Annotated in this window: 18 protein-coding genes; 3 read left to right on the forward strand and 15 right to left on the reverse strand. The window is 66.9% G+C overall.

Features of this window, described 5'->3' with window-relative positions; genetic code table 11:
* Positions 1-158: 158 nt before the first annotated feature.
* The 10 genes from ACE3SG_RS26400 to guaB all read right to left on the reverse strand — a co-directional run bounded on the left by ACE3SG_RS26400 (position 159) and on the right by guaB (position 13,731).
* A complete protein-coding gene (locus ACE3SG_RS26400) occupies positions 159-2,012 on the reverse strand; it encodes an ABC transporter ATP-binding protein (RefSeq protein ID WP_374569233.1) in 1,854 nt (617 codons plus the stop codon).
* Positions 2,013-2,026: 14 nt separating this feature from the next.
* Positions 2,027-3,478: an ABC transporter permease gene (locus tag ACE3SG_RS26405; protein ID WP_374569234.1), complete on the reverse strand. Its 1,452-nt coding sequence runs from the start codon at positions 3,476-3,478 to the stop codon at positions 2,027-2,029.
* Between the two features lie 37 nt (positions 3,479-3,515).
* A complete protein-coding gene (locus ACE3SG_RS26410) occupies positions 3,516-4,499 on the reverse strand; it encodes an ABC transporter permease (RefSeq protein WP_374569235.1) in 984 nt (327 codons plus the stop codon).
* A 24-nt stretch (positions 4,500-4,523) separates the two neighbouring features.
* Positions 4,524-6,764, reverse strand: coding sequence for an ABC transporter substrate-binding protein (locus tag ACE3SG_RS26415; RefSeq protein ID WP_374569236.1), 2,241 nt, complete (start codon positions 6,762-6,764; stop codon positions 4,524-4,526).
* Positions 6,765-7,004: 240 nt separating this feature from the next.
* Complete coding sequence (locus ACE3SG_RS26420; RefSeq protein WP_374569237.1) at positions 7,005-7,892, reverse strand: LD-carboxypeptidase; 888 nt, start codon at positions 7,890-7,892, stop codon at positions 7,005-7,007.
* Between the two features lie 11 nt (positions 7,893-7,903).
* Positions 7,904-8,509 (reverse strand): tRNA adenosine(34) deaminase TadA, encoded by a 606-nt coding sequence (gene tadA / locus ACE3SG_RS26425; RefSeq protein WP_374569238.1) that lies wholly within the window; start codon positions 8,507-8,509, stop codon positions 7,904-7,906.
* The gene (locus tag ACE3SG_RS26430; RefSeq protein WP_374569252.1) at positions 8,506-9,105 is read right to left on the reverse strand and encodes a 2'-5' RNA ligase family protein; all 600 of its coding nucleotides are present in this window, start codon (positions 9,103-9,105) and stop codon (positions 8,506-8,508) included. The genes tadA and ACE3SG_RS26430 overlap by 4 nt, the downstream gene beginning before the upstream one ends.
* Before the next feature lie 42 nt (positions 9,106-9,147).
* A complete protein-coding gene (gene guaA, locus ACE3SG_RS26435; RefSeq protein ID WP_374569239.1) occupies positions 9,148-10,755 on the reverse strand; it encodes a glutamine-hydrolyzing GMP synthase in 1,608 nt (535 codons plus the stop codon).
* Positions 10,752-12,035, reverse strand: a complete 1,284-nt coding sequence (locus ACE3SG_RS26440; RefSeq protein WP_374569240.1) for an MFS transporter — start codon at positions 12,033-12,035, stop codon at positions 10,752-10,754. Before ACE3SG_RS26440 ends, guaA begins: the two co-directional genes overlap by 4 nt.
* Before the next feature lie 223 nt (positions 12,036-12,258).
* Positions 12,259-13,731 (reverse strand): IMP dehydrogenase, encoded by a 1,473-nt coding sequence (gene guaB, locus ACE3SG_RS26445; RefSeq protein ID WP_374569241.1) that lies wholly within the window; start codon positions 13,729-13,731, stop codon positions 12,259-12,261.
* A 133-nt stretch (positions 13,732-13,864) separates the two neighbouring features.
* On the opposite strand from guaB, the gene ACE3SG_RS26450 reads away from it, so the two are divergent.
* Positions 13,865-14,380, forward strand: a complete 516-nt coding sequence (locus tag ACE3SG_RS26450; protein ID WP_374569242.1) for a DUF4124 domain-containing protein — start codon at positions 13,865-13,867, stop codon at positions 14,378-14,380.
* Positions 14,381-14,503: 123 nt separating this feature from the next.
* On the opposite strand, the gene ACE3SG_RS26455 is transcribed toward ACE3SG_RS26450, so the two are convergent.
* Together ACE3SG_RS26455 and ACE3SG_RS26460 are read right to left on the reverse strand one after the other, a co-directional pair.
* The gene (locus ACE3SG_RS26455; RefSeq protein ID WP_374569243.1) at positions 14,504-14,818 is read right to left on the reverse strand and encodes an RnfH family protein; all 315 of its coding nucleotides are present in this window, start codon (positions 14,816-14,818) and stop codon (positions 14,504-14,506) included.
* The gene (locus ACE3SG_RS26460) at positions 14,805-15,257 is read right to left on the reverse strand and encodes a type II toxin-antitoxin system RatA family toxin (RefSeq protein ID WP_374569244.1); all 453 of its coding nucleotides are present in this window, start codon (positions 15,255-15,257) and stop codon (positions 14,805-14,807) included. The genes ACE3SG_RS26455 and ACE3SG_RS26460 overlap by 14 nt, the downstream gene beginning before the upstream one ends.
* Positions 15,258-15,483: 226 nt before the next feature.
* On the opposite strand from ACE3SG_RS26460, the gene smpB reads away from it, so the two are divergent.
* Positions 15,484-15,954 (forward strand): SsrA-binding protein SmpB, encoded by a 471-nt coding sequence (gene smpB, locus ACE3SG_RS26465; protein WP_374569245.1) that lies wholly within the window; start codon positions 15,484-15,486, stop codon positions 15,952-15,954.
* Positions 15,955-16,107: 153 nt separating this feature from the next.
* Positions 16,108-17,073 (forward strand): prolyl aminopeptidase, encoded by a 966-nt coding sequence (gene pip / locus ACE3SG_RS26470; RefSeq protein WP_374569246.1) that lies wholly within the window; start codon positions 16,108-16,110, stop codon positions 17,071-17,073.
* Positions 17,074-17,075: 2 nt separating this feature from the next.
* Here the strand turns inward: pip and ACE3SG_RS26475 are convergent, their stop codons facing one another.
* The 3 genes from ACE3SG_RS26475 to rimO form a co-directional block, all read right to left on the reverse strand.
* The gene (locus tag ACE3SG_RS26475) at positions 17,076-18,809 is read right to left on the reverse strand and encodes an ATP-binding protein (protein ID WP_374569247.1); all 1,734 of its coding nucleotides are present in this window, start codon (positions 18,807-18,809) and stop codon (positions 17,076-17,078) included.
* 165 nt (positions 18,810-18,974) lie between these two features.
* On the reverse strand, positions 18,975-20,171 hold the full coding sequence (locus ACE3SG_RS26480; RefSeq protein ID WP_374569248.1) for a PLP-dependent transferase: 1,197 nt from the start codon (positions 20,169-20,171) through the stop codon (positions 18,975-18,977).
* The gene (gene rimO / locus ACE3SG_RS26485) at positions 20,168-21,556 is read right to left on the reverse strand and encodes a 30S ribosomal protein S12 methylthiotransferase RimO (RefSeq protein ID WP_374569249.1); all 1,389 of its coding nucleotides are present in this window, start codon (positions 21,554-21,556) and stop codon (positions 20,168-20,170) included. The genes ACE3SG_RS26480 and rimO overlap by 4 nt, the downstream gene beginning before the upstream one ends.
* Positions 21,557-21,826 lie beyond the last annotated feature (270 nt).

Genomic DNA, 21,826 nt, shown 5'->3' on the forward strand with positions numbered 1-21,826 from the left:
GTGTTTACGCAGCACATTCCACCGCTGCAAATGACTTGTCTAGTCAATCAACGCAGGGCTGTTCGAGCCCAAAACGATGCGGCCCGGGCGCTCTCGCGCCGGGCCGTATGGGCTGCATCAGAAGGGGTGGAGGGAACTAGCGTTAACCCTCATCGACGTCAGGCGCCGACCGTCGCGAGCCTCGGCACCGAGGCGATGAGCTTCTTCGTGTAGGCATCGCGCGGGTGGCTGATCACCGCATCACAAGTGCCCTGCTCCACGATGCGCCCCGCGCGCATCACCGCCACTTCATCGGCGATGTACTCGACGACGCCGATGTTGTGCGTGATGAACAGGTACGACACGCCCAACTCGCGTTGCAGGTCGCGCAGCAGGTTCAGGATCTGCGCCTGCACCGACACATCCAATGCCGACGTGGGCTCGTCGCAGACGATCAGCTTGGGCTGCACCGCCAGGGCGCGGGCGATCGCGATGCGCTGGCGCTGGCCGCCCGAGAACTCGTGCGGGTAGCGGTCGAGTGCGTCCTGGCGCAGGCCCACCTGGTCGGCCAGGCGCTGCAGGCGCTCGCGGCGCGCGCCGGCGTCCAGATCGGGTTGCAGCGACAGCAGGCCCTCTTCGAGGATGTCGAACACGCGCATGCGCGGGTTCAGCGACGCGAACGGGTCCTGGAAAATGATCTGGATGTCGCGCCGGGCTTTTTGCAGCGGCTCGCCCTCCATCTCGAACAGGTTCTGCCCGTTCAGCAGCGCTTGGCCCTCGAAGGTGGCTTGGTGACGCAGCAGCTGGACGATGGCCTTGCCAGTCGTCGTCTTGCCGCAGCCGGATTCACCGACCAGTGCCAGCGTCTGGCCCGGCTGGACCTTGAACGAGATGCCATCGACCGCGTCGAAGTAACCGTGCACGCGTTGCAGCAGGCCCTTGCGGATCGGGAAGCGCACGCGCAGCTGGTCGACCTGCAGCAGCGGCTGCGTGCCGGCGGCTGCGGCCTTGGCAGCGTGGATCGGCGCCGCCGCGGGCACGATGTTGATGATGGCTTCGGTGGCCTGGGCATCGTGGCCCGGGGCATAACGCAGGCAGCGCACGGACCGTGTGCCGGCCAAGGTGTAGAGCTCGGGCAGCGTGGTCTTGCAGGCCGGCTCGGCACAGTAGCAACGCGGCTCGAAACGGCAACCCTGGAACTGCGTCGTCAGCGGCGGCACCGTGCCGGGAATAGCCGCCAGCGATTGGCCGCGGCGCGTCGAATCGGGCAGCGCACGCAACAGCGCCTTGGCATACGGGTGCTTTGGCGACGAGAAGAACTCTTCTGCCGTGGCCACTTCGATGATCTGGCCGGCATACATCAGCGCCACGCGGTGCGCCATGCCCGAGACTACCGCCAGGTCATGCGTGATCAGCAACAGCCCCAAGCCATGCTCGGCCTGCAGCTGCTTCAGCAGGTCCAGCACCTGGGCCTGGATGGTCACGTCGAGCGCGGTGGTGGGTTCGTCGGCAATGATGTAGTCGGGCTCGCCGGCCAGCGTCATCGCGATCATCACACGCTGCTTCTGGCCGCCGCTCATGCGGAACGGGTAGTCGTCGATGCGGCGCTCGGGCTCGGGAATGCCGACCTTGCGCAGCCAGTCCAGCGCCTTGGCCCGGGCCGCTTCGCCACGCAGTGGCGTGTGGGCCTCGATCGCCTCGACGATCTGGTCGCCGATCTTCATGACCGGGTTCAGGCTGGTCGAAGGCTCCTGGAAGATCATGCCGATGCGGCCGCCGCGCACGGCGCGCATCTGCGACTCGGGCAGTGCCAGCACGTCTTCCTGGTCGACCAGCACATCGCCCGAGGCGATGTAGCCGTTTTCGGGCAACAGGCGCATCAGCGCCAGGGCCGTCATGCTCTTGCCGCAACCCGATTCGCCGACCAGTGCAAAGGTCTCGCCGCGTTGCAGCGTCAGCCGCATGCCGTCGATGGCACGCACCAGGCCGTGCTCGGCGTCGAGTTCGACCTTGATGTTCTTGATTTCCAGCATGGCTTACTTGTCCCTCAAGCCGGCTTCTTTTGATGGGTGATCGGGCGCGGGCGGAACACGCGGGCCCGCGGGTCGAACGCATCGCGCACGCCGTCGGCGAACAGGTTGGCCGACAGCACCAAGGTCACCATGAAGACGAAGGCCGAGGCGAAGGGCCACCAGACCACCGGGTCGCGGCTCATCTCGTTGCGGGCAAAGTTGATCATGCCGCCGAAGCTGTTCATCGACGGGTCGACACCAACGCCCACATACGACAGCACGGCTTCGTAGAGGATCAGTGCCGAGAAGTCGAGCACCGTGACGATCAGGATCAAGTGCACCACGTTCGGGAAGATGTGCCGCATCATGATGCGCGCCTGGCCGACGCCGAAGGCATTGGCCGCCTGCACGAACTCCAGCTCACGCAGCTTCAGCGTCTCGCCGCGCAGCAGGCGGCACAAGCTTGCCCAACCGGTCAGGCCCAGCACCGCACACAGCAGGAACAGCTTCAGGTCGGCCCGCTCGACGCCCGTCTCGAACAGCTCGGGGTGCTTGTCCAGGAAGACCTGCACCATCAGCACGCAGGCCGCGATCAGCAGGATGTTCGGGATCGACGACAGCACCGTGTACAGGTACTGGATCAGTTCGTCGACCCAGCCCTTCAGGTAGCCGCCCATGATGCCCAGCACCACCGCCAGCGGCAGCGTGGCCAGCGTGGCCAGCGTACCGATCACGAACGCAGTGCGAATGCTCTTCAGCGTCTGGTACATCACGTCGTTGCCGGTGATGTCGGTGCCGAAAACGTGGTAGTGGCCCATCAAAGAAATCAGCACACCGATCGGCAGACCGAGCCCGAACAGCGTCCAGCAGGCGGCCATCCACGGCACCGGGGTTTCGTGGCGGCGGATCTTGCCGAAGGTGGTGGACCACCCTTCCCCACGGCCCCGCGCCACGGCGGCGATCAGCAACGCATTCAGCAACGCGGCGACCAAGGCACCGACCGCCACGCCGACCAACACGCGCTGGGTCACGTCGCCCGACCACTGCGTTTCGGGGTCGGTCAGGTGCGCACCGCCGAACTTCAGCCGCGGTGCAATGCGCTCGACCTTGCCGTTGACCTCGGCCGACTCCTTGGTGAAGCCCACATAGGCCAGCGGGCGCGAATAGGTCGACTCGCGCGACTGCACCACCTGGCGCAGCCCCGCATCCAGCAGCGACTGCACCCGTGTGTCGTACACCACGTCGCGGCCGGCGGGCGCGCCGGCAGCAGGCGGCAGCACCGGCCGGAAATGCACGCTGTCGGCCAGCGTCACCAGCAGGCAGGCCAGCAGCACCAGCGACGACGACAGCGCCGGCGCATTGCGAAACACCTTGCCCCAGTTGGCGGACAGGTTCGGCTTGCGCACCACCGTCCAACCGTAGGCCACCATGGCGACGATCAGCAGCCAGACGGCCACGTCGGTCCACAACATCACAAACTTCGGCATCACCAAGACTCCAGAGTTCTTTTCGTTCAGCCTGCCGTCAAGACAGACGCACCCGGGGGTCGACCCAGGAGTAGGCGATGTCGATCAGGATGTAGGTCGCGATGTAGAGCAGCGAGCCCACGAACACCATCGTGCGGACAATCGCGAAGTCCTGCTTGCCGATCGCTTCGATCACGTAGGCACCCAGCCCAGGGATGCCGAAGAAGCTCTCGAACACCAGGCTGCCCATGAACACATAGGGCAAGTAGCCACCCATGCTGGTGATGATGGGGATCATCGCGTTGCGCAGCACGTGGCGGAACAGCACGACGTATTCGCTCAGGCCCTTCGCGCGGGCCGTGCGGACGTAATCCTTGCCGATTTCTTCCAGGAACATCGCGCGGTACAAGCGCGCTTCGGTGCCCAGGCGAGACAAGGCCGACAGCATCACCGGCAGCACCAGGAAGCGAACCAGATCCAACCCCTGCGCGTAGCCCGAAATCGGCACCAGCTTGAAGACACGCGAGAACAGGTACTGGCCGACGATGATGTAGAAGAGGCTGGAGATCGACAGCATCAGCACACACAAGACCACGCCCCATAAATCGAGCTTGGTGTGCCTGAACATCACGAGCAGCAGCGCGAAGCCGGTGCTCGATATCACCTGCAACAAGAAGATGGGCAGCGCCAGTTGCACGCTGACCCACATCCGCGTGGCCACCTCGTGGCCCAGGTCACCGCCGCTTTCGGCATCGGCCCGGCCGAAGTTCAGCGTGAACAGCGACACCGAGCGCTCCCAGAAGATCGTCTCGGTCAGCTTGTTGCTGCCTTCGAGCTTGTCGTTCCAGTACAGCGGCTTGTCATAGCCGCGCTCGGTCTTCCACTTCTCGATCAGCTCCTGCGTGACGCGCTTGCCACCGATGTTCAAGCGCGCCATGTCGTCTGGCGTGTTGACGGTGAAGAACAGGAAGAAGGTCGCCAGGTTGACACCCAGCAGGATCAGCACGCCGTAAAGCAACCGGCGCAAGGTATAGGAAAGCATGTTCTAGGCTGGGGCAAACCAGGGTCAGGCCAGAATCTCGCCGCGCGCGTTCATGCGCTCGCGACGCCGCAGGCTGTTGCGGGCGATCAGCACCCCCGCAGCGATGACCGCGATGATCAATGTCAGCGGCCACCAGACCGGCCGGTTCCACTCGGCCAGGCTTGCCGCGCGCTCGGCGCTGTTCAGGCGCAGGTAGCGGCCATGGTCGCGGACCAGGATGGCGGGCTTCGAGTTGGTGACCCACTTCTGCACCGCCGCCGAGGCGTACGGGTAGAAGCCGAAGCTCAGCGGCGCGTCGCGGCGCAGGATGTCGTTCATCTTGTCGATGATCTCCTGCTTCGCGGGGCCATCGTCCATCATCTTCAGCTGCGTGAACAGCTTGTCGAACTCGGGGTTTTGGTAGTTGGCGGTGTTCTCGCCGTCCGACACGCTCTTCGAGTTCGGGCCGTAGAACAGGAACAGGAAGTTCTCGGCGTCCGGGTAGTCGGCGTTCCAGCCCAGCCAGAACACCTGGTGCTTGCCCTTGCGGACCTTGTCCTGGAACTGGTTGTTGTCGGTCGCCCGCACTTCGAGCTGGATGCCGACCTTGGCGAACTGCTTGACCACCCAATCGATCTCGGGCTTGCGCTCGGGCGTTGGCGGCGCGAAGTAGTCGTAGTTGATCACCAGGGGCTTGCCGCTCTTCACGTCGCGGCCGTCGGGGTAGCCCGCCTCTTCCATCAGCTTGTAGGCGTCTTCGATCGGGCGGCGCACGTACTTGCCGTTGACCAGCTTGTGGGTCATCGGGTTCACGCCTTCGGGCGTGCCTTCACGCGAGCCCGGGATGCCCTCGGGCAGCAGGCTCATCGCCGTCGCACCGGCCTTCTTCGGGAAGACCTTCGAGTATTCGTCCCAGTCGATGGCGATCGAGATCGCCTGGCGCAGCTTGCGGTTGCGCTCGCGCTGGGCCTCGTTGTCGCCCCAGCCGATGACCGGGTCGAGCATGTTGAAGGCGATGAAGAAGCTGTTGACGTCGCTGTACTTGGGGAAGTTGAAACCCTTCTTGCGGTAGGTCTCGGCGACTTCGTCCGAATCGTTGGCTTCGACCAGGTACTGGATGCCGGTGTCCGTGCGCTCGAACACCTCCATGTCGTAGTAGCCGTCGCGGAACTTGTTCTTCTGCGGCGTGGCTTCACGCTCCACCGTGGCCACGATGCCGTCGATGAACGGCGTCTTCTTGCCGCAGTCTTCCAGCAGACCCTTGGCCTTGTCCTCGGGCATGCCCTCGCAGGGGTACGGTTCGCCGCGGTAGTTCGGGTTCTTCTTCATCACGATGCGCCGGTCCTTGACGAACTCGGTCACCATGAAGGGGCCGGTGCCGACCGGCCAGTTGTCCAGCGTCAGGCTGTTCTCGGCCATGCCGGGCTGGGCATAGAACGCATCGGCCTCCCAGGGCACCGGGGCCATGAAGGTCATCTGCATCCAGTACTTCCACTGCGGGTACTTGCCGTGCAGGCGGATGCGCAGCAGGTGTTTGTCCGGCGCCGTCGCACCGGCCAGCGGCCACTTGCGGAAGTCGAGGAAGGGCTTGTCCAGGCTCGCCGGGTCGGTGCCCTGGCGCAGCTTGGCGTCTTCCTTCTTGATCATCTCGCCGTACTCTTTCAAGCCGACGACATACTCGGAGAAGATGCCGAAGATCGGCGTCGTGATGCGGGTGGTGGCGTGGCGCTTGAGGGCGTAGACGAAGTCGTCGGCCACCAGTTCACGCGTGCCCTGCTCGAACTGCAGCGGCGAGCGGCGGTCGCCCACCTCGCCCGGCTTCATGTGGTGATAGCGGTACTGGCCTTGCTCGTCCTTCGCGAAGGCCGGGTGCGGCTGGAACATGATGCCGCGCTTGATCGGCACTTCGTACACGCTCTCGGCCACCAGCTCGCCCGGCGCGTCGTCGGGCAGACGCTGGCCGTTCTTGTCGAAGTACTGCGGTGCAACGACCTTCTCGGCCGACTTCGGAATCAGCTCGAACGGTCGCTTCAGGTAGTGGTAGCCGTAGGGCGGCTCATAGACCTCGTAGGTGACCAGCGTGTCGTTCGACCAGTAAGACGCCGTCGGGTCCAGGTGACGCGGCGTGTTCTCGATCATGGCCGAGTAGATCAGCTGACTCTCGGCGGACCCCTTGGGCCAAGGGCTGTTGTCACAGCCGGCCAGCACGGCCAGCGCCAGCCCCCCTACCCACAGCAAGCGCCGCCGTGGCAAGGCGCGGCCCAGTGCCGAGATCACACCGCCCATGCGGATACTCCAAAGAAGAAACGCGGGTCGTCGCACGGATAGGCGCGACCTGCATGGCAAAAAACAAAACCGCCCGCGGCAACCCCCGGCTTGTGCCCGGAGATGCGGCGAGGCGACTCGTGCAGATTCTATGCCCGGGTGTTACGGACCCGGGTTAGGGTTTTTCGCAGGCCCAGCCCGCTTGTCGGCGAGCCATTCTCAACAAAATCGGAGACGGGCAGCGAATTTAACCAGTCAAACTCACCATCCGATGAGTGCGTTGCGCTCTTCGACCAGCAGCGTCACCGGGCGGCCAAACGGCATGGTCACCTTGGTGGAGACATGCCCGAACGGCAGGCCGGTCAGCACCGGCGTCTTGGTCACCGAGCGCACGTGTTCGACCATGGCCTTGAGGTTGTAGCCCCGGTCCATCGGCGACGGTTTCCAGTCACTCACCGCACCGAGCACCACCGCTTTCTGGCGCGCCAGCACACCAGCCTGGTGCAACTGCAACAGCATGCGCTCGACGCGATAAGGGTGCTCGTTGACGTCTTCGACGAACAGGACGCCCCCCTTGACCTGCGGCCAATGCGGCGTGCCCAACAACGAGCACAGCACCGTCAGGTTGCCGCCCCACAGCACGCCCTTGGCCTGCAGGCCGTCGAAGCCGGCCTCGGTGCGAAAACCGATCGCTTCGAGCTCACCGCTCATCGCCTCGGCGAAGCAGTCGGGCGTGACCTCGTCCAGCACCTCGCGGCCGAAGTCATCAGCGGCCAGCGGGCCGCACCAAGTTGGCGCGCCCGTGTGGGCCAGCAAGCCCATCTGCAGTGCGGTCATGTCGCTGTAGCCGACCCAGCGGGTGCCCTTGTCGACACTGCGCTTGAGCTTCTTCCAGTCGATGCGGTCGAGCAGGCGCGTCAGGCCGTAGCCGCCGCGCGTGGCCATGGCGATCGACGGCGCTTCGGTCGCCACGCGGTGCAGCGCCTGCAGCCGCTGCTCGTCGCCGCCGCCGAAGCGCTGCTGCTTGGCCAGTGCGGCTTCGTCGATGGTCACGGCGAAGCCCATCGCCGCCAGCCGCTTGGCGGCCAGTCGCAGCGGGGCCGCCTTCAGCAAGACCCCCGAGGGGGTGAACAAGGTCAGGCTGGTCATTCGGTGGGAGGTCACTTGTTGTTGGCCGGTGGTTCGTCCATCGGCAGTTCGATGGCCAGGCCGGTCGGGATCGGGTCGCTCGGCGTCACGTCTGGTGACTCGGCCGGCTCTTCAACGGCCGCAGCCCGTTCGGCTCGCTGCTGCGCCCGTCGTTCGGCGAAGAATTCGCGCAGGATGTTGCCGCACGCCTCGGCCATCACGCCGCCTTGCAGGTCGGTGTGGTGGTTCAGCCGGCCCTCGGCAAACAGGTTCAGCACCGATCCGGCCGCGCCGGTCTTGGGGTCGATGGCGCCGAACACCACCCGCTTGAAACGGGCGTGCATCAAGGCCATCGCGCACATCGCACAGGGCTCGAGCGTCACGTACAGCTCGCACTCGGGCAGGCGGTAGTTCTCGAGCAGCTGCGCGGCGTGCCGCAGGGCCACCAGCTCGGCGTGGGCCGTCGGGTCGTGGGTGGTGATCGGCCTGTTGTAGCCGGTGGCAATGACCTGCCCGTTGCGCATGATCACGGCACCGACCGGCACCTCGCCCGACAGCCAGGCGTTCTGCGCCTGATCCAGCGCCAGGCGCATCGCGTATTCGTCGGCCGGCGTCACCGGCGAGTCAGGTTCACTCACGGCATCAATCCGCTGTCGCGCGACCTGGTTGAGCTGTGGCCTTGCAGCGGCCAGCGGCCCAGCGCCACATGCCGCCCCTGCCCCAGAAAACTGTGGATCAGCACCAGCTCGCGCACCGTCCACGAGATGGGGCGGATGCTCTGCTTCTGGACCACCTGCGGGTCGTAGACGAGCGTCATGTGCGGGGTGAAGCTCTTCTCGACCCATTGGCCCAGGCCGCCTTTGATCATCGCCACGGCGAGCGCACGCTGGAAGGCCGTCAAGGCCGCGAGGCCATCGTCACCCGTCAGCACCAGCGCAGGCTTGTTTTGCGCCCCGCGGACAAAGCTCATCACCGACTCGAACTCGACCTCGAACGGCGCCACCCGCAAGGCAGCCGCCACCGCGCCAGCCTTGGCCACCATGTCTTGCGGCACGCCGGCATGGTCGCCCAGGTGATGCAGCGTGACATGCAGGTGCTCGGTGCGCACCTGCGTGCCGGTCAACTTTCGCTCGCTGCAGAACCGCTGTCGAAACCGCTCAGCCTGCCCGGCGGCGTAGTCGTCGGGCAGGACGGCAAAGAACAAACGATCTGAACCGGTCGGCGGAGCCCCCATGCCATCCAGAAAGAGTTGATCAGCCAAGCCGCTGTTCCCCTCTCATTCCCATTCGATCGTCGCCGGTGGTTTGCTCGACACGTCGTAGGTCACGCGGTTGATGCCGCGCACCTCGTTGATGATGCGGCCCGAGACCTTCTTCAGCAAACCATAGGGCAGCTCGGCCCAGTCGGCGGTCATGAAGTCGCTGGTTTGCACTGCGCGCAGCGCCACCACGTAATCGTATGTACGGCCATCGCCCATCACGCCCACGCTCTTGACGGGCAAGAAGACAGTGAAGGCCTGGCTGGTCAGGTCGTACCAGCTCTTGCCGGTCGTTTCATCTTTCCACGCCCTCAGCTCGTCGATGAAGATCGCGTCGGCGCGGCGCAGCAGGTCGGCGTAGTCCTTCTTGACCTCGCCCAGGATGCGCACGCCCAGGCCCGGCCCCGGGAACGGATGGCGGTAGACCATCTCGTGCGGCAGGCCCAGCGCCACGCCCAGCTCGCGCACTTCGTCCTTGAACAGGTCGCGCAGCGGCTCGAGCAGCTTCAGGCCCAGTTGCTCGGGCAGGCCGCCAACGTTGTGGTGACTCTTGATCGTCGTGGCCTTCTTGGTCTTGGCGCCGCCCGACTCGATGACGTCCGGGTAGATCGTGCCCTGGGCCAGGAAGGTGGCGCCTTTGTGCCCTGCGTCACCCGCCTTGAGCTTGTCGGCCTCGGCCTTGAAGACATCGACGAACAAGCGGCCGATGATCTTGCGCTTGGCCTCGGGGTCGGTCACACCGGCCAGCTCGCCCATGAACAGCTCGCTGGCGTCGACGCGGATGACGCGCGCGTGCAGCTTGCCGGCGAACATCTCCATCACCATGTCGCCCTCGTTCAGGCGCAGCAGGCCGTGGTCGACGAAGACGCAGGTCAGCTGGTCGCCGATCGCGCGGTGGATCAACGCCGCCGCCACCGACGAATCGACGCCGCCGGACAAGCCGAGGATCACCTCTTCGTCGCCCACCTGCTGGCGAATCGCCTCGACGGCTTCGGCGATGTGGTCCTTCATGACCCAGTCGGGTTGGGCGCCGGCGATCTTCAGCACGAAACGCTCGAGCAGCGCCCTGCCCTGCACCGTGTGCGTGACCTCGGGGTGGAACTGCACCGCGTAGTAGCGGCGCGCCTCATCGGCGATGCCGGCGATCGGGCAAGCCGGCGTGCTGCACATCAGCTTGAAGCCGGGTGGCATCTCGGTAACCTTGTCGCCGTGGCTCATCCACACCTTCAGCATGCCGTGGCCTTCGGGCGTGTTGAAGTCTTCGATGCCTTGCAGCAGCGCGGTGTGGCCATGGGCACGGACTTCCGCGTAGCCGAACTCACGGGTCTTGCCGCTTTCGACCTTGCCACCCAGTTGGGCGGCCATGGTCTGCATGCCGTAGCAGATGCCCAGCACCGGCACACCCAGGTCCCACACCGCCTGCGGCGCGCGCAGGTCTTCGGCTTCGTAGGTGCTCGCGTGGCTGCCCGACAGGATGATGCCCTTGGGCGCGAACTCGCGGATGAACGCGTCGCTCACGTCGTTCGGGTGGATCTCGCAGTACACGTGCGCCTCGCGCACGCGGCGGGCGATCAGCTGCGTGACCTGGGAGCCGAAATCGAGGATCAGGATCTTGTCGTGCGTCATGGTGCGGCGGGCGTGGTTTCCGGTTGAGCGGTGGCGGCCGCAGGCGCGGCCCGGTGGGTGCGGAAGTGGTAGATCGCGAGCACGGTGGCCAAGCCTTGCAGCACCGCGCAGAAGTAGTACGGGGCGCCGATGCGCCAGTCGCCACGCGGCAGGTGCGAAACCATCGCCAGCAGCGCCGGGCCGACGATCGGCGCGATCACCGCCATCAGGCTGTTCAGCCCGGCCACGGCGCCCATGGTCTGGCCTTGTGTCTTCGCGTCGGCCGCATTCGAGACGATGCTCTGGATCGCCGCGGTGCCGGCAAAGCCCAGCAGGTTGGCCACGATCACCGCATACATCATCCATCCCTCGCTGGCGGCGCCCCAGGCGAGGAAAGCGAGCGTCGACGAGATCAGGCCCATCACCGCCAGCCGGCGCGGCGAGAAGCGCTTGAGCAGCCGCCCCAACAGCAGCCCCTGCACCAGCGCCGACATGACGCCGACCGCGAACAGCGACCAACCGGTTTCCTGCGGGCCCCAACCGAACTTCAGGTCAGTGTAGAGCACCCAGGTCATGTGCAGCGTGAACTGCGCCAGGCCCGACAGGCCGATCACGCCGACCAGCAGGCCGATGCCCTGCAACTGCGCCAGCCCTGCCAGCGCACTGACCGGGTTGGCGCGCTTCCATTCAAAGGGACGGCGACGGTCGACCGGCAGCGACTCGGGCAGTACCAGCGCCCCGTAGACGCAGTTCACCAGCGCCAGCACGCCAGCCACGTAGAACGGCAGGTGCAGGTCGATGCCGCCGAGCAAGCCGCCCACGGCCGGGCCGAGGATGAAGCCGATGCCGAACATCGCGCCCAGCATGCCGAAGCGTTTGGCCCGCTGCTCCGGGGGCGAGATGTCGGCCACGTAGGCGTTGGCGACGGCGATGTTGGCCTGCATCGCGCCGCTGAACAGGCGCACGACGATCAGCATCCACAGCGCCGAGGCCATGGCCGTGACGAAGAAGCTGAGCGCCAGGCCGCTGAAGCCGATCAGCAGCACCGGGCGGCGGCCAAATCGGTCGGACAGCCCGCCCAGCACCGGCGAGCCGAAGAAGTTGGCGATGCCGAATGCAAAAGCCACCACGCCGAACCACAGCGTCTTGTCGGTGGCCGAGGTCGTGAAGGTGCCCACCAGATGCGGCAGCACCGGGATGATCAGGCCGATCGCAACCATGTCGATCAGCACCGTCAGCATGATGAACGGCATCGCGGCTTCGCGGCTCTTGCCGGCGGACGCGGGCTCTGGTGTGGTCATTGCTGGAAATCGGCGGTGGAAAAGACCGCGCCCGGCGTCAGGGGCCGGGCGCTGTTTGTCGGGCGGAGGCTCGGTCGCCGCCGGGCCGCCCCAAGGCGACCGATCCCCCTTGAGGGGACTAGCACCAAAGGCGACGCGGGGGGCACCGGTCGCTGCCGGGCCGCCCCAAGGCGACCGATCCCCCTCGGGGGGACCGGCGCCGAAGGCGACGTAGGGGGCACCATCACTCCAACCGGTAGTTCGGCGCTTCCTTCGTGATCTGCACGTCGTGCACATGGCTCTCGCGGATGCCAGCCGAGGTGATCTCGACGAACTCGGCGCGTTCGCGCATCTCGTCGACCGTCGCGCACCCGCAGTAACCCATCGAGGCGCGCAGGCCACCGGCCATCTGGAAGATGATCGACACCATCGAGCCCTTGTAGGGCACCCGGCCTTCGATGCCCTCGGGCACCAGCTTGTCGGCGTTCGGGTTGGTGGTCTCGTCGTTTTCCTGGAAGTAACGATCGGCCGAACCGGCCTTCATCGCCCCGATCGAGCCCATGCCGCGGTAGCTCTTGTAGCTGCGGCCCTGGTAGAGGATGACTTCGCCCGGCGCTTCTTCGGTGCCGGCAAACATGCCGCCCATCATCACGGCGCCAGCGCCCGCGGCGATGGCCTTGGCGATGTCGCCCGAGTAGCGGATGCCACCGTCGGCGATCAGCGGCACGCCGGTGCCCTTGAGCGCCGTGGCCACGTTGTCGATCGCGGTGATCTGGGGCACACCGACGCCGGCGACGATGCGGGTGGTGCAGATCGAGCCCGGGCCGATGCCAACCTTGACGCCGTCGGCACCAGCCTCGACCAGCGCCAGCGCCGCCGAGCCGGTGGCGATGTTGCCGCCGATCACGTCGACGTTCGGGAAGTTCTTCTTCACCCAGCGCACCCGCTCGAGCACGCCGTGCGAGTGGCCGTGAGCCGTGTCGACCACCAGCGCGTCGACGCCGGCCTTGACCAGCAGCTCGACCCGCTCTTCGGTGCCCTCGCCCACGCCGACCGCGGCGCCGACACGCAGCTTGCCGTTGGCGTCGCGCGCGGCGTTCGGGAAGGTGGTCTGCTTGGTGATGTCTTTCACCGTGAACAGGCCGCGCAGCTCGAGCGCGTCGTTGACGACCAGCACGCGCTCCAGCTTGTGCTGATGCATCAGCGCCTTGGCCTCGGCGAGCGACGCGCCTTCCTTGACGGTGATGAGTCGCTCGCGCGGGGTCATGATGTCGCGCACCGGTGCGTCGAGCCGCGTTTCGAAGCGCAGGTCGCGGTTGGTCACGATGCCGACCACCCTGCCGTCTTCGACCACCGGGAAGCCCGAGATGCCGTGCTGGCGCGACAGCTCGATCACGTCGCGCACCCGGGCGCCGGGGGCGATCGTGATCGGGTCTTTCAGCAGACCCGATTCGTAGCGCTTGACCCGCGCCACCTCGGCGGCCTGCTGCTTGGGCGAGAAGTTCTTGTGGACGATCCCCATGCCTCCTTCTTGCGCGATGGCGATCGCCAGGCGCGACTCGGTCACGGTGTCCATGGCGGCGGACACGAGTGGCAAGTTCAGGAGGATGTTGCGGGAAACGCGGGTCGCCAACGAGGTATCTCGGGGCAACACTTGGGAGTACGCAGGCACCAACAACACATCGTCGAAGGTCAGCGCTTTGCCTAGAAGGCGCATGGGAAAAGCTCCAGACGCAAAAGCGGATTATACGGATGCACTCGGTTTCCAGTGCAGGCCATGCCCAAGCCGTACACTGGCGGCTTGTTGCAACACGCCTGTGGTCCCTCGGCCAGGGCCCCGTCGCCGCTACATGAAAACCATCGTTTCGTCGTTTGGACGCCTCGGCTTGCTGGCATTGGTCGTGGCGCTCGGCCACTCGTCGGCCCTGGCACAAAGTATCTGGAAATGGCGCGACAAGGACGGTCACGTCCAGGTCAGCGACCGCCCGCCGCCGGTGGAGATCCCCGAAAAAGACATCCTGCAGCGCCCGCACGGCGCCCGCGCGCCGATGCCCAGCCCGGCCGCCAGCGATGCCGCCTCGATGCCCGACGGCCCGCGTGTCGACCCGACGCTGGAGGCCAAGAAGACCAAGATGCAGACCGACCAGGCCGCCGCCGAGAAGGCCAAGAAAGACGCCGAGACGGCGAAGCGCAATCAGGCCAAGCTCGAGACCTGCCAACGCGCTCGCAACCAGCTGGCAGCCCTGGAAAGCGGCCAACGCATGGGCCGCATGAACGAAAAGGGCGAACGCGAGATCCTCGACGACGCCGGCCGCGCGGCCGAGATTGCGCGCTCGCGGAGCATCGCCGATTCGGCGTGTAATTGAGCCCCCACGCCCCTTCCAGGGGCTGCCCCCCGAGGGGGCTCGCGCAGCGGACCGGCCAAGCCGGATCCGCGCACGCCACTTGAAGGGGGCGGCGCTATGCGCGCCCCAGAAAGACCATTGCGCCTATCGACGCTTGGGGGACTGCTTGCGATAGCGCTGGCGGCGGGCCTCTTTGGGGTCCACTGTCAGGCCGCGGTAGATCTCGACGCGGTCGGCCTCGCGCAGCGGGGTGTCGAGCGGGCGCGACTTGGTCCAGATGCCGACGCTGAGCGGGTCGTCGAGCGACAGGCCGTGGCGTTCGAGCAGGCCGCTGGCGCGCAGCGCGTCGGCCAGGGTGCTGCCGGGGGGCAGTTGCAGGTCGACGGTGTCGATTTCGCGCGGTGCGGGGCTGTAGCTGACCTTCACCTTCAGCAGCACGGCGGCGTCAGCGTTGGCCATAGGTCTGCTCGGCGCGTTTGACGAAAGAGTCGACGAAGGTGTTGGCCACCTTGTCGAACACGGGGCTCAACACCGCTTCGAGCGGGCGGCTCGAAAACGCATAGCGCAGGTCGAATTCGATCCGGCACGCTGAGGCATCGGCACCGGGCCGGCCGAGCGGCGCGAAGAGCCACGAACCTTCGAGCAGCGAGAACGGCCCGTCGACCAGGGTCACCAGCACCTGCCGGTCGGGCTCATGCGCGTTGCGGGTCGTGAAGGCGTGCCGCACGCCGGCATAGGCCAGGCTGATGCGTGCGGTCATGCCATCGGCATGCTCTTCGAGCACCTCGGCCCTTTCGCACCACGGCAGAAAGTCCGGGTACTGCTGCACATCGGTCACGAGCTTGTACATCTCGGCCGCCGAGTACCAGAGCAAGACGGACTTCTTCACATGCTTCATACAATCCAATGATTCTAGGGCGACGCTGAATAAGCCCCTGCGTGGCTGCGCGCCCCGGTTTGGGATGGGCGGCAAGGCGCAAACCACAGCCATAGCTCGTGCTATGGCGAGGATTTGCAACGCAGCAGACCGCCCAAAGCAGGGATGCGCGGCCCGCGTGGGACTTGTTCAGCGTTGCCCTAGGCGTCGACCTTCTTCTTGCCACGATGCCACCGCTCAACAAGCCATGTCTGCCCTGATCGCCGAAAACCGCCGCGCCCGTTTCGAATACCACATCGAGGAGCAGTACGAAGCCGGCATGGTGCTGGAAGGCTGGGAGGTCAAGGCCATCCGCGCCGGCCAGGTGCAGTTGACCGACGGCTACGTGGTCATCCGCGATGGCGAGCTGTACCTCATCGGCTGCCGCATCAACGCGCTGCGCAGCGCGTCGACCCACGTGCACCCCGAGGCCGACCGGACCAAGAAGCTGCTGATGGGCAAGGACGAGATCAAGCGCCTGGTCGGCAAGGTCGAGCAGCGCGGCTTCACGCTGGTGCCGTTGAACCTGCATTGGAAAGGCGGCCGCGTGAAGGCCGAAATCGCGCTCGCCAAGGGCAAGGCCCAGCACGACAAGCGCGAGACCGAAAAGAAGCGCGACTGGGACCGGGAGAAGGGTCGCCTGATGAGACACAAAGTCTCGTCGGGCTCGAAAGACTGAGCAGCGCAGACCGCAGCGCCAGTCGTCGCGTCAGCCGACCGCGCGTCACCGAGCTCTCCTCTGCCAATCGAGGCGAACGCCGAACGTTATTCAGCGGGCTCTTCGACAGAATGGGCTGATCGTGCAACGCACCGCGTCATGGGAAGGCCAGCGATGAAGACCCTCGAACAAGTCCTGTACCCGGAGATCGAGCCCCTGCGCAGCGGCCGACTGCCCGTCAGCGACCTGCACACGCTCTACTGGGAAACCTGCGGCAACCCGCAAGGCATCCCGGCCCTGTTCCTGCACGGCGGCCCCGGCGCCGGCATCTCGCCCAAGAGCCGCCGCTTCTTCGACCCCGAGCGCTACCACGTCGTGCTGTTCGACCAGCGCGGCTCGGGCCAGTCGACGCCGCTCGGCGAGACCCGCGAGAACACCACCGACCTGCTGATCGAAGACATCGAGCGCCTGCGCCAGATGCTGGGCATCGAGCAGTGGCTGGTCTTCGGCGGCTCATGGGGCTCGACGCTGTCGCTGGCCTATGCCCAGGCCCACCCCGAGCGCTGCCTGGGCCTGGTGCTGCGCGGCATCTGGCTGGTCAGCGACGACGAGATCGAATGGTGGCTCAACGGCGTGCGCTACTTCTTCCCGCGCGAGTGGGAGGCTTTCGCCGGCCACGTGCCCGAAGCCGAGCGCAGTGACCTGCTGGCCGCCTACAGCCGCCGGCTCGAATCCGACGACCCGGCGGTCTACGGCCCGGCGGCACGCGCCTGGAGCCGCTACGAAGGCTCGTGCCTGCACCTGCTGCCCAACCCCGAGACGGCAGACGCCTTCACCGAAGACGCGATCGCGCTGGGCATCGGCCGGCTCGAAGCGCACTACTTCCGCCACAAAGCCTTCCTGCGGCCCAACCAACTGCTCGACGGCGTGTCCCGCATCCGCCACCTGCCCGGCTTCATCGTGCACGGGCGCTACGACGTGATCTGCCCGGTGCGCTATGCCCATGCACTGGCCGACGCCTGGCCCGGCGCCGAACTGCGCATCGAGCCCGATGCCGGGCATTCGTCGTACGAGCCGGGCATCGCCGCGGCGCTGGTCGACGCGACCAACCGCTTTGCCCGCCACGGGCGATTCGGCTGAGGCTAGGCCGGCGCAGACGCCAGGTTCAGGCCAAACACCGTGCCCTTCGCGGGGTCGCTGGCAACGTCGATCACGCCGCCCATGCGCTCGACCAGTTGTTTGCAGATCACCAGGCCGATGCCGGTGCCTTCCTGCTCGGTGCGGCCCAGGCGGTTGAACGGCTGAAACAGCTGCTTCTGCTGGTCGGGCGTCAGGCCAAGCCCGCCGTCGGCCACCTCGAGCCGCACCGTGCCGTCGCCGGCCGGCGCGGTGCGCACCTCGACCCAGCCGCCCTGGCGGTTGTACTTGATCGCGTTCGACAGCAGGTTGTGCAGCACCTGCTCGAGCCGCAGCGGATCGGCCATCACCTTCACCTTCGCCGGCTCGTCGACCGCGCAGCGCAGCTCGAGCGCCATGGCCTTGGCCGCCGGCTCGACCAGCGCCAGGCAGTGCGGCAGCACCTCTTGCAGCGCGGTCGAGCGCACCGTCAGCGCCAGCGTGCCGCTTTCGAGGCGCGAGAAGCTCATCATGTCGTCGATCAGTGCCAGCAGTTGCTGCACGGCGTGCTGGATGTGCTGCAGCCGGTTGCGCTGGGTGTCGTCCAGCGGCCGTGTCGGGTCCATCGCCATCAGCTGGGCGAACCCGCTCACGGCGTTCAGCGGGTTGCGCAGCTCATGGCTGGCCTGCGAGAGGAACCGCACCTTGGCCGCATTCGCCTCTTCGGCCAGCGCCCTCGCCTGGTCCACCCCTTGCAGCCGCAGCCGCTCGGCCAGCTCGGCCCGAAGTTGCTCGGTCCGCAGCGCCACCTGGCGGCGCAGCACCCGGTTCAGGCCGATCACCACCGCCAGCCCGCCCAGCAACAGCGCCAGCACGCCGGCGCCCCACTGCAGCCAGCGCGGGTCGATGCCAGTGGCCGCCGGCGGCAGGAACCAGCGATCGGCAATCGCCTGCCGCTCCTGCGCGTCGACTCGGGCCAGCGCCTTGTCCAGGATGCGGCCCAGCACCGGCCAATCGCGCCGGTAGCCGATGCCCAGGTCGTACGACAGCCCCACGTCGCCCACGATGTGCGCGTTGCCGATGCCCAGCGTGCGCATCAGGTAGGTGACGCCCGCCAGGTCCATCACCGCGGCCTCGACCTCGCCCGAGGCCAGGGCCAGCAGCAGCGCCCGGTCGTTGGGCCGCGTGATCACGGGGTTGTCAGGGTAACGCTCGGCCATGAAGGCCGCCACCGCATAGCCGGCGCTCACGGCCACGGTTTCGCCGGGCCGAAGCTCTTCCAGCGCCATCGACTGGGCCGCGCCGCGGCGCCGCAGCAGCACCGCGGGCACCGAGACATACGGCCGCGTGAAGCTCATCAGCTGGCGCCGCTCGGGCGAGTCGCGCAGCGACATCATCAGGTCGACCTCGCCATGCGCGACGCGCTGCAGGTTGGCCTGGAAAGACGCCGGCTCCTCGGTCTTGAACTCGATGCCGGTCAGCTGATGCAGGCGCTCCAGGTAGTCGATCGACATGCCGCGCACCACGCCGTTCTCGACGAAGGTGAACGGACCATAGTCGGCGCTGGTGGCCACCCGCACCACCGGGTGCTGCGCGATCCATGCCCGCTCTTCGTCCGACAGCCCGGGTGCCAGCGGCGACGCCGCCAGCGCAGGCATCACCAGTGCACACGACGTGATGGCCATCAGCACGCCACGCTGCGCCCGCCGTGAACCGGCGGCGCAGCGCAGCGCAATCCATTGCCAGAATTGAATGGTCAAGATCGTCGTGTCGTCGTTGGCGACAGGCGCCGCACGGCGGCCCTGCCGGGCCCGGCGCAGCCTGGGCGGCTGTCGCGCAATGGGCCCGTGTTCGGTCGAAAGCTAACGAAGCATTGCAGCGCAGCGCTTGCCTTGCGTCAACCCGCGCCGGCGACCAATGCCGCGTCAAACCTCACGGCGCAGGCGTTCGAGTCCCGATTGAAGGTCGGCGATCAGGTCGTCGGTCGATTCAAGCCCGATGCACAGGCGCACGATCACGCCTTCGTAGCCACCGCCCAATTGGCGCAGGCGCTGCGACTGGTAAGGCACCGCCAGGCTGACCGGGCCGCCCCAGCTCCAGCCGATGCGAAACAGCTCGAGCCCGTCGATGAAGGCATCGACGCGCTCGGGTGCGATGGCGGGGTCGAAGACCAGCGTCAGCAAGCCGGCCGCGGCACGGCTGATCGCCGCCCAGTGCGCGTGGCCCGGCGAGCCCGGCAGGGCCGGGTGAAGCACCTGGCGCACCGTGGGTGCCTGCGTGGTCGCCCATTCGGCGATGCGGCGGGCCGAGGCGTCTTGCGCGGCGTAGCGCAACGCAAGCGTGGGCAAGGCCCGCAGCACCGCTTCGGCATCGTTGGCGCCGACGCCCAGGCCCAGCCGGCTGTGCGTCATCGCCAGACGCTCGTACAGCGCGTCGTCGCGGCAGGCGATCGAGCCCATCAGCATGTCGCCGCCGCCCGAGGGGTATTTGGTCAGCGCGTGGATCGTGACATCGACACCGAAGTCGAAGGCACAGAACGCGAGCCCCGCGCTCCAGGTGCTGTCGAACGCGATGGTGGCCTGCGGCGCAGCCTCGCGCACGGTGCGCACCAGCGCCGGCAGGTCGGGGAACTCCAGCGTTACCGAGCCGGGCGCTTCGAGCCAGACGAGCTTCACGTCGGGGCCAAGCGCGGCGCGCAAGGTCTCGGGCTTCATCGCGTCGTACAGCCGGTGGGCGATGCCCCAGCCGGCCAGTTCGTGGCGCGCCAGTTCCTTGCTCGGGTTGTAGACGTTGTCGGGCAGCAGCACGGTGTCGCCGCTGCGCAGCACCGTCATGTTGACCACACCCAGCGCCGACAGGCCGCTGGGGGCCAGCATCACGTGCTTGGCGCCCTCCAGCGTGGCGAGCCGCGCCTCCAGCGTGAAGGTGGTCGGCGTGCCGTGCAGGCCGTAGGTGTAGCCGCTCTTGTTCAGCCAATGGTGGCTGCGCAGCGCGGCCACATTCGGAAAGAAGACTGTCGACGCCTTGTGCACGCCCACCACGGGCGATTCAAACCCCGCCGGCGGCTGGTAAGGGTGATGGATCAGCTCGGTCGACGTGGCCTTCTTGCCGCGCTGGCTCATATCGGCTCGCCCACCAGGTCGTGCCCTTCGGCCGCCACGATGCGGGCCTTGGCGAACTCGCCCACGCGCAGCTGCGTCGAGGCCTTGGCCGGCGGCAGCAGCCGCACGGTGCCGTCGATCTCGGGCGCGTCGGCATACGAGCGCCCCACCCCGCCCTTGCGGCCCAGCGCCGGCGCGCGGTCGACCAGCACCTGCATCGTCGCGCCCACCCGGCGGCGCAGGCGGTCGATCGACACCTGCTCTGCCACCGCCATGAAGCGCGCGCGGCGCTCTTCGCGCAGCTCGGTCGGCAACGCGCCCGGCAGCTCATTGGCGGCCGCGCCGGTCACCGGCGAGTAGGCAAAACAACCGGCGCGGTCGATCTGGGCCTCGCCCAGGAACTGCAGCAAATGGTCGAACTCGGCCTCGGTCTCACCCGGGAAGCCGGCGATGAAGGTCGAGCGAATGATCAGCTCGGGGCACATCTCGCGCCACTTCTGGATGCGCTCGAGGTTGCGCTCGCCGCTGGCCGGGCGCTTCATGCGCTTGAGCACATCGGGGTGCGAATGCTGGAACGGCACGTCGAGGTAGGGCAGCACCAGCCCTTCGGCCATCAGCGGGATGACCTCGTCCACATGCGGGTACGGGTAGACGTAGTGCAGCCGCACCCAGGCACCGTGCTGCTTGGCCAGCTCGCCCAGTTGCGCCACCAAGTCGAGCATGCGGGTCTTGACCGGTTTGCCGTCCCAGAAGCCGGTGCGGTACTTCACGTCCACGCCGTAGGCCGAGGTGTCCTGGCTGACGACCAGCAGCTCCTTCACGCCGCCTTCGAACAGCGCCTTGGCCTCTTTCAGCACATCGCCCACCGGCCGCGACACCAGGTCACCGCGCATGCTGGGGATGATGCAGAAGGTGCAACGGTGGTTGCAGCCTTCGCTGATCTTGAGATACGCGTAATGCTTGGGCGTGAGCTTGATGCCGGCGGCCGGCACCAGGTCGACGAACGGGTCGTGCGGCTTGGGCACATGCACGTGCACCGCGTCCATCACCTCTTGCGTGGCGTGCGGCCCGGTCACGGCCAGCACCTTGGGATGGATCTGCTTGACCAGGTTCTCGCCGCCTTCGGCCTGCTTGGCCCCCAGGCAGCCGGTGACGATGACCTTGCCGTTCTCGGCCAGCGCCTCGCCGATCGTGTCCAGGCTTTCCTTCACCGCATCATCGATGAAGCCGCAGGTGTTGACGATCACCAGGTCGGCGCCCTGGTAGGTTTTGGCGGTCTTGTAACCCTCGGCCGAAAGCTGGGTCAGGATCAGCTCGGAGTCGGTCAGCGCCTTGGGGCAGCCGAGCGAAACAAAACCGATGGTCGGCGTGGGCTTGTCGGCCAGCGCGGTGGGGTCTGCAGTCATCCCGTGATTGTCGCAAACCGCCAAGGTTGGAGCGCGATCAGGGCGGCTAGCCGCTCTGTTCCGCGAATGTCCCCCGCCGCCAGCCTGCGGCTGCCGGCTCCTCCTAATATTTCGCTGCACAGAGCGGCCCACCGCCCTGATCTGTCACGGCTGCCCAACGCAAATCACCCCCGGTGACCGCCGCGGGGCTTGGGGGACCGGCGCAGTGAAGTATTAGGAGGAGCCGGTGGCCGAAGGCCAGCGGCGGGGGACATGAACGGAGCCGGTCCC

This window comes from Ideonella sp. (assembly GCF_041914305.1).
GTDB lineage: Bacteria > Pseudomonadota > Gammaproteobacteria > Burkholderiales > Burkholderiaceae_C > Ideonella.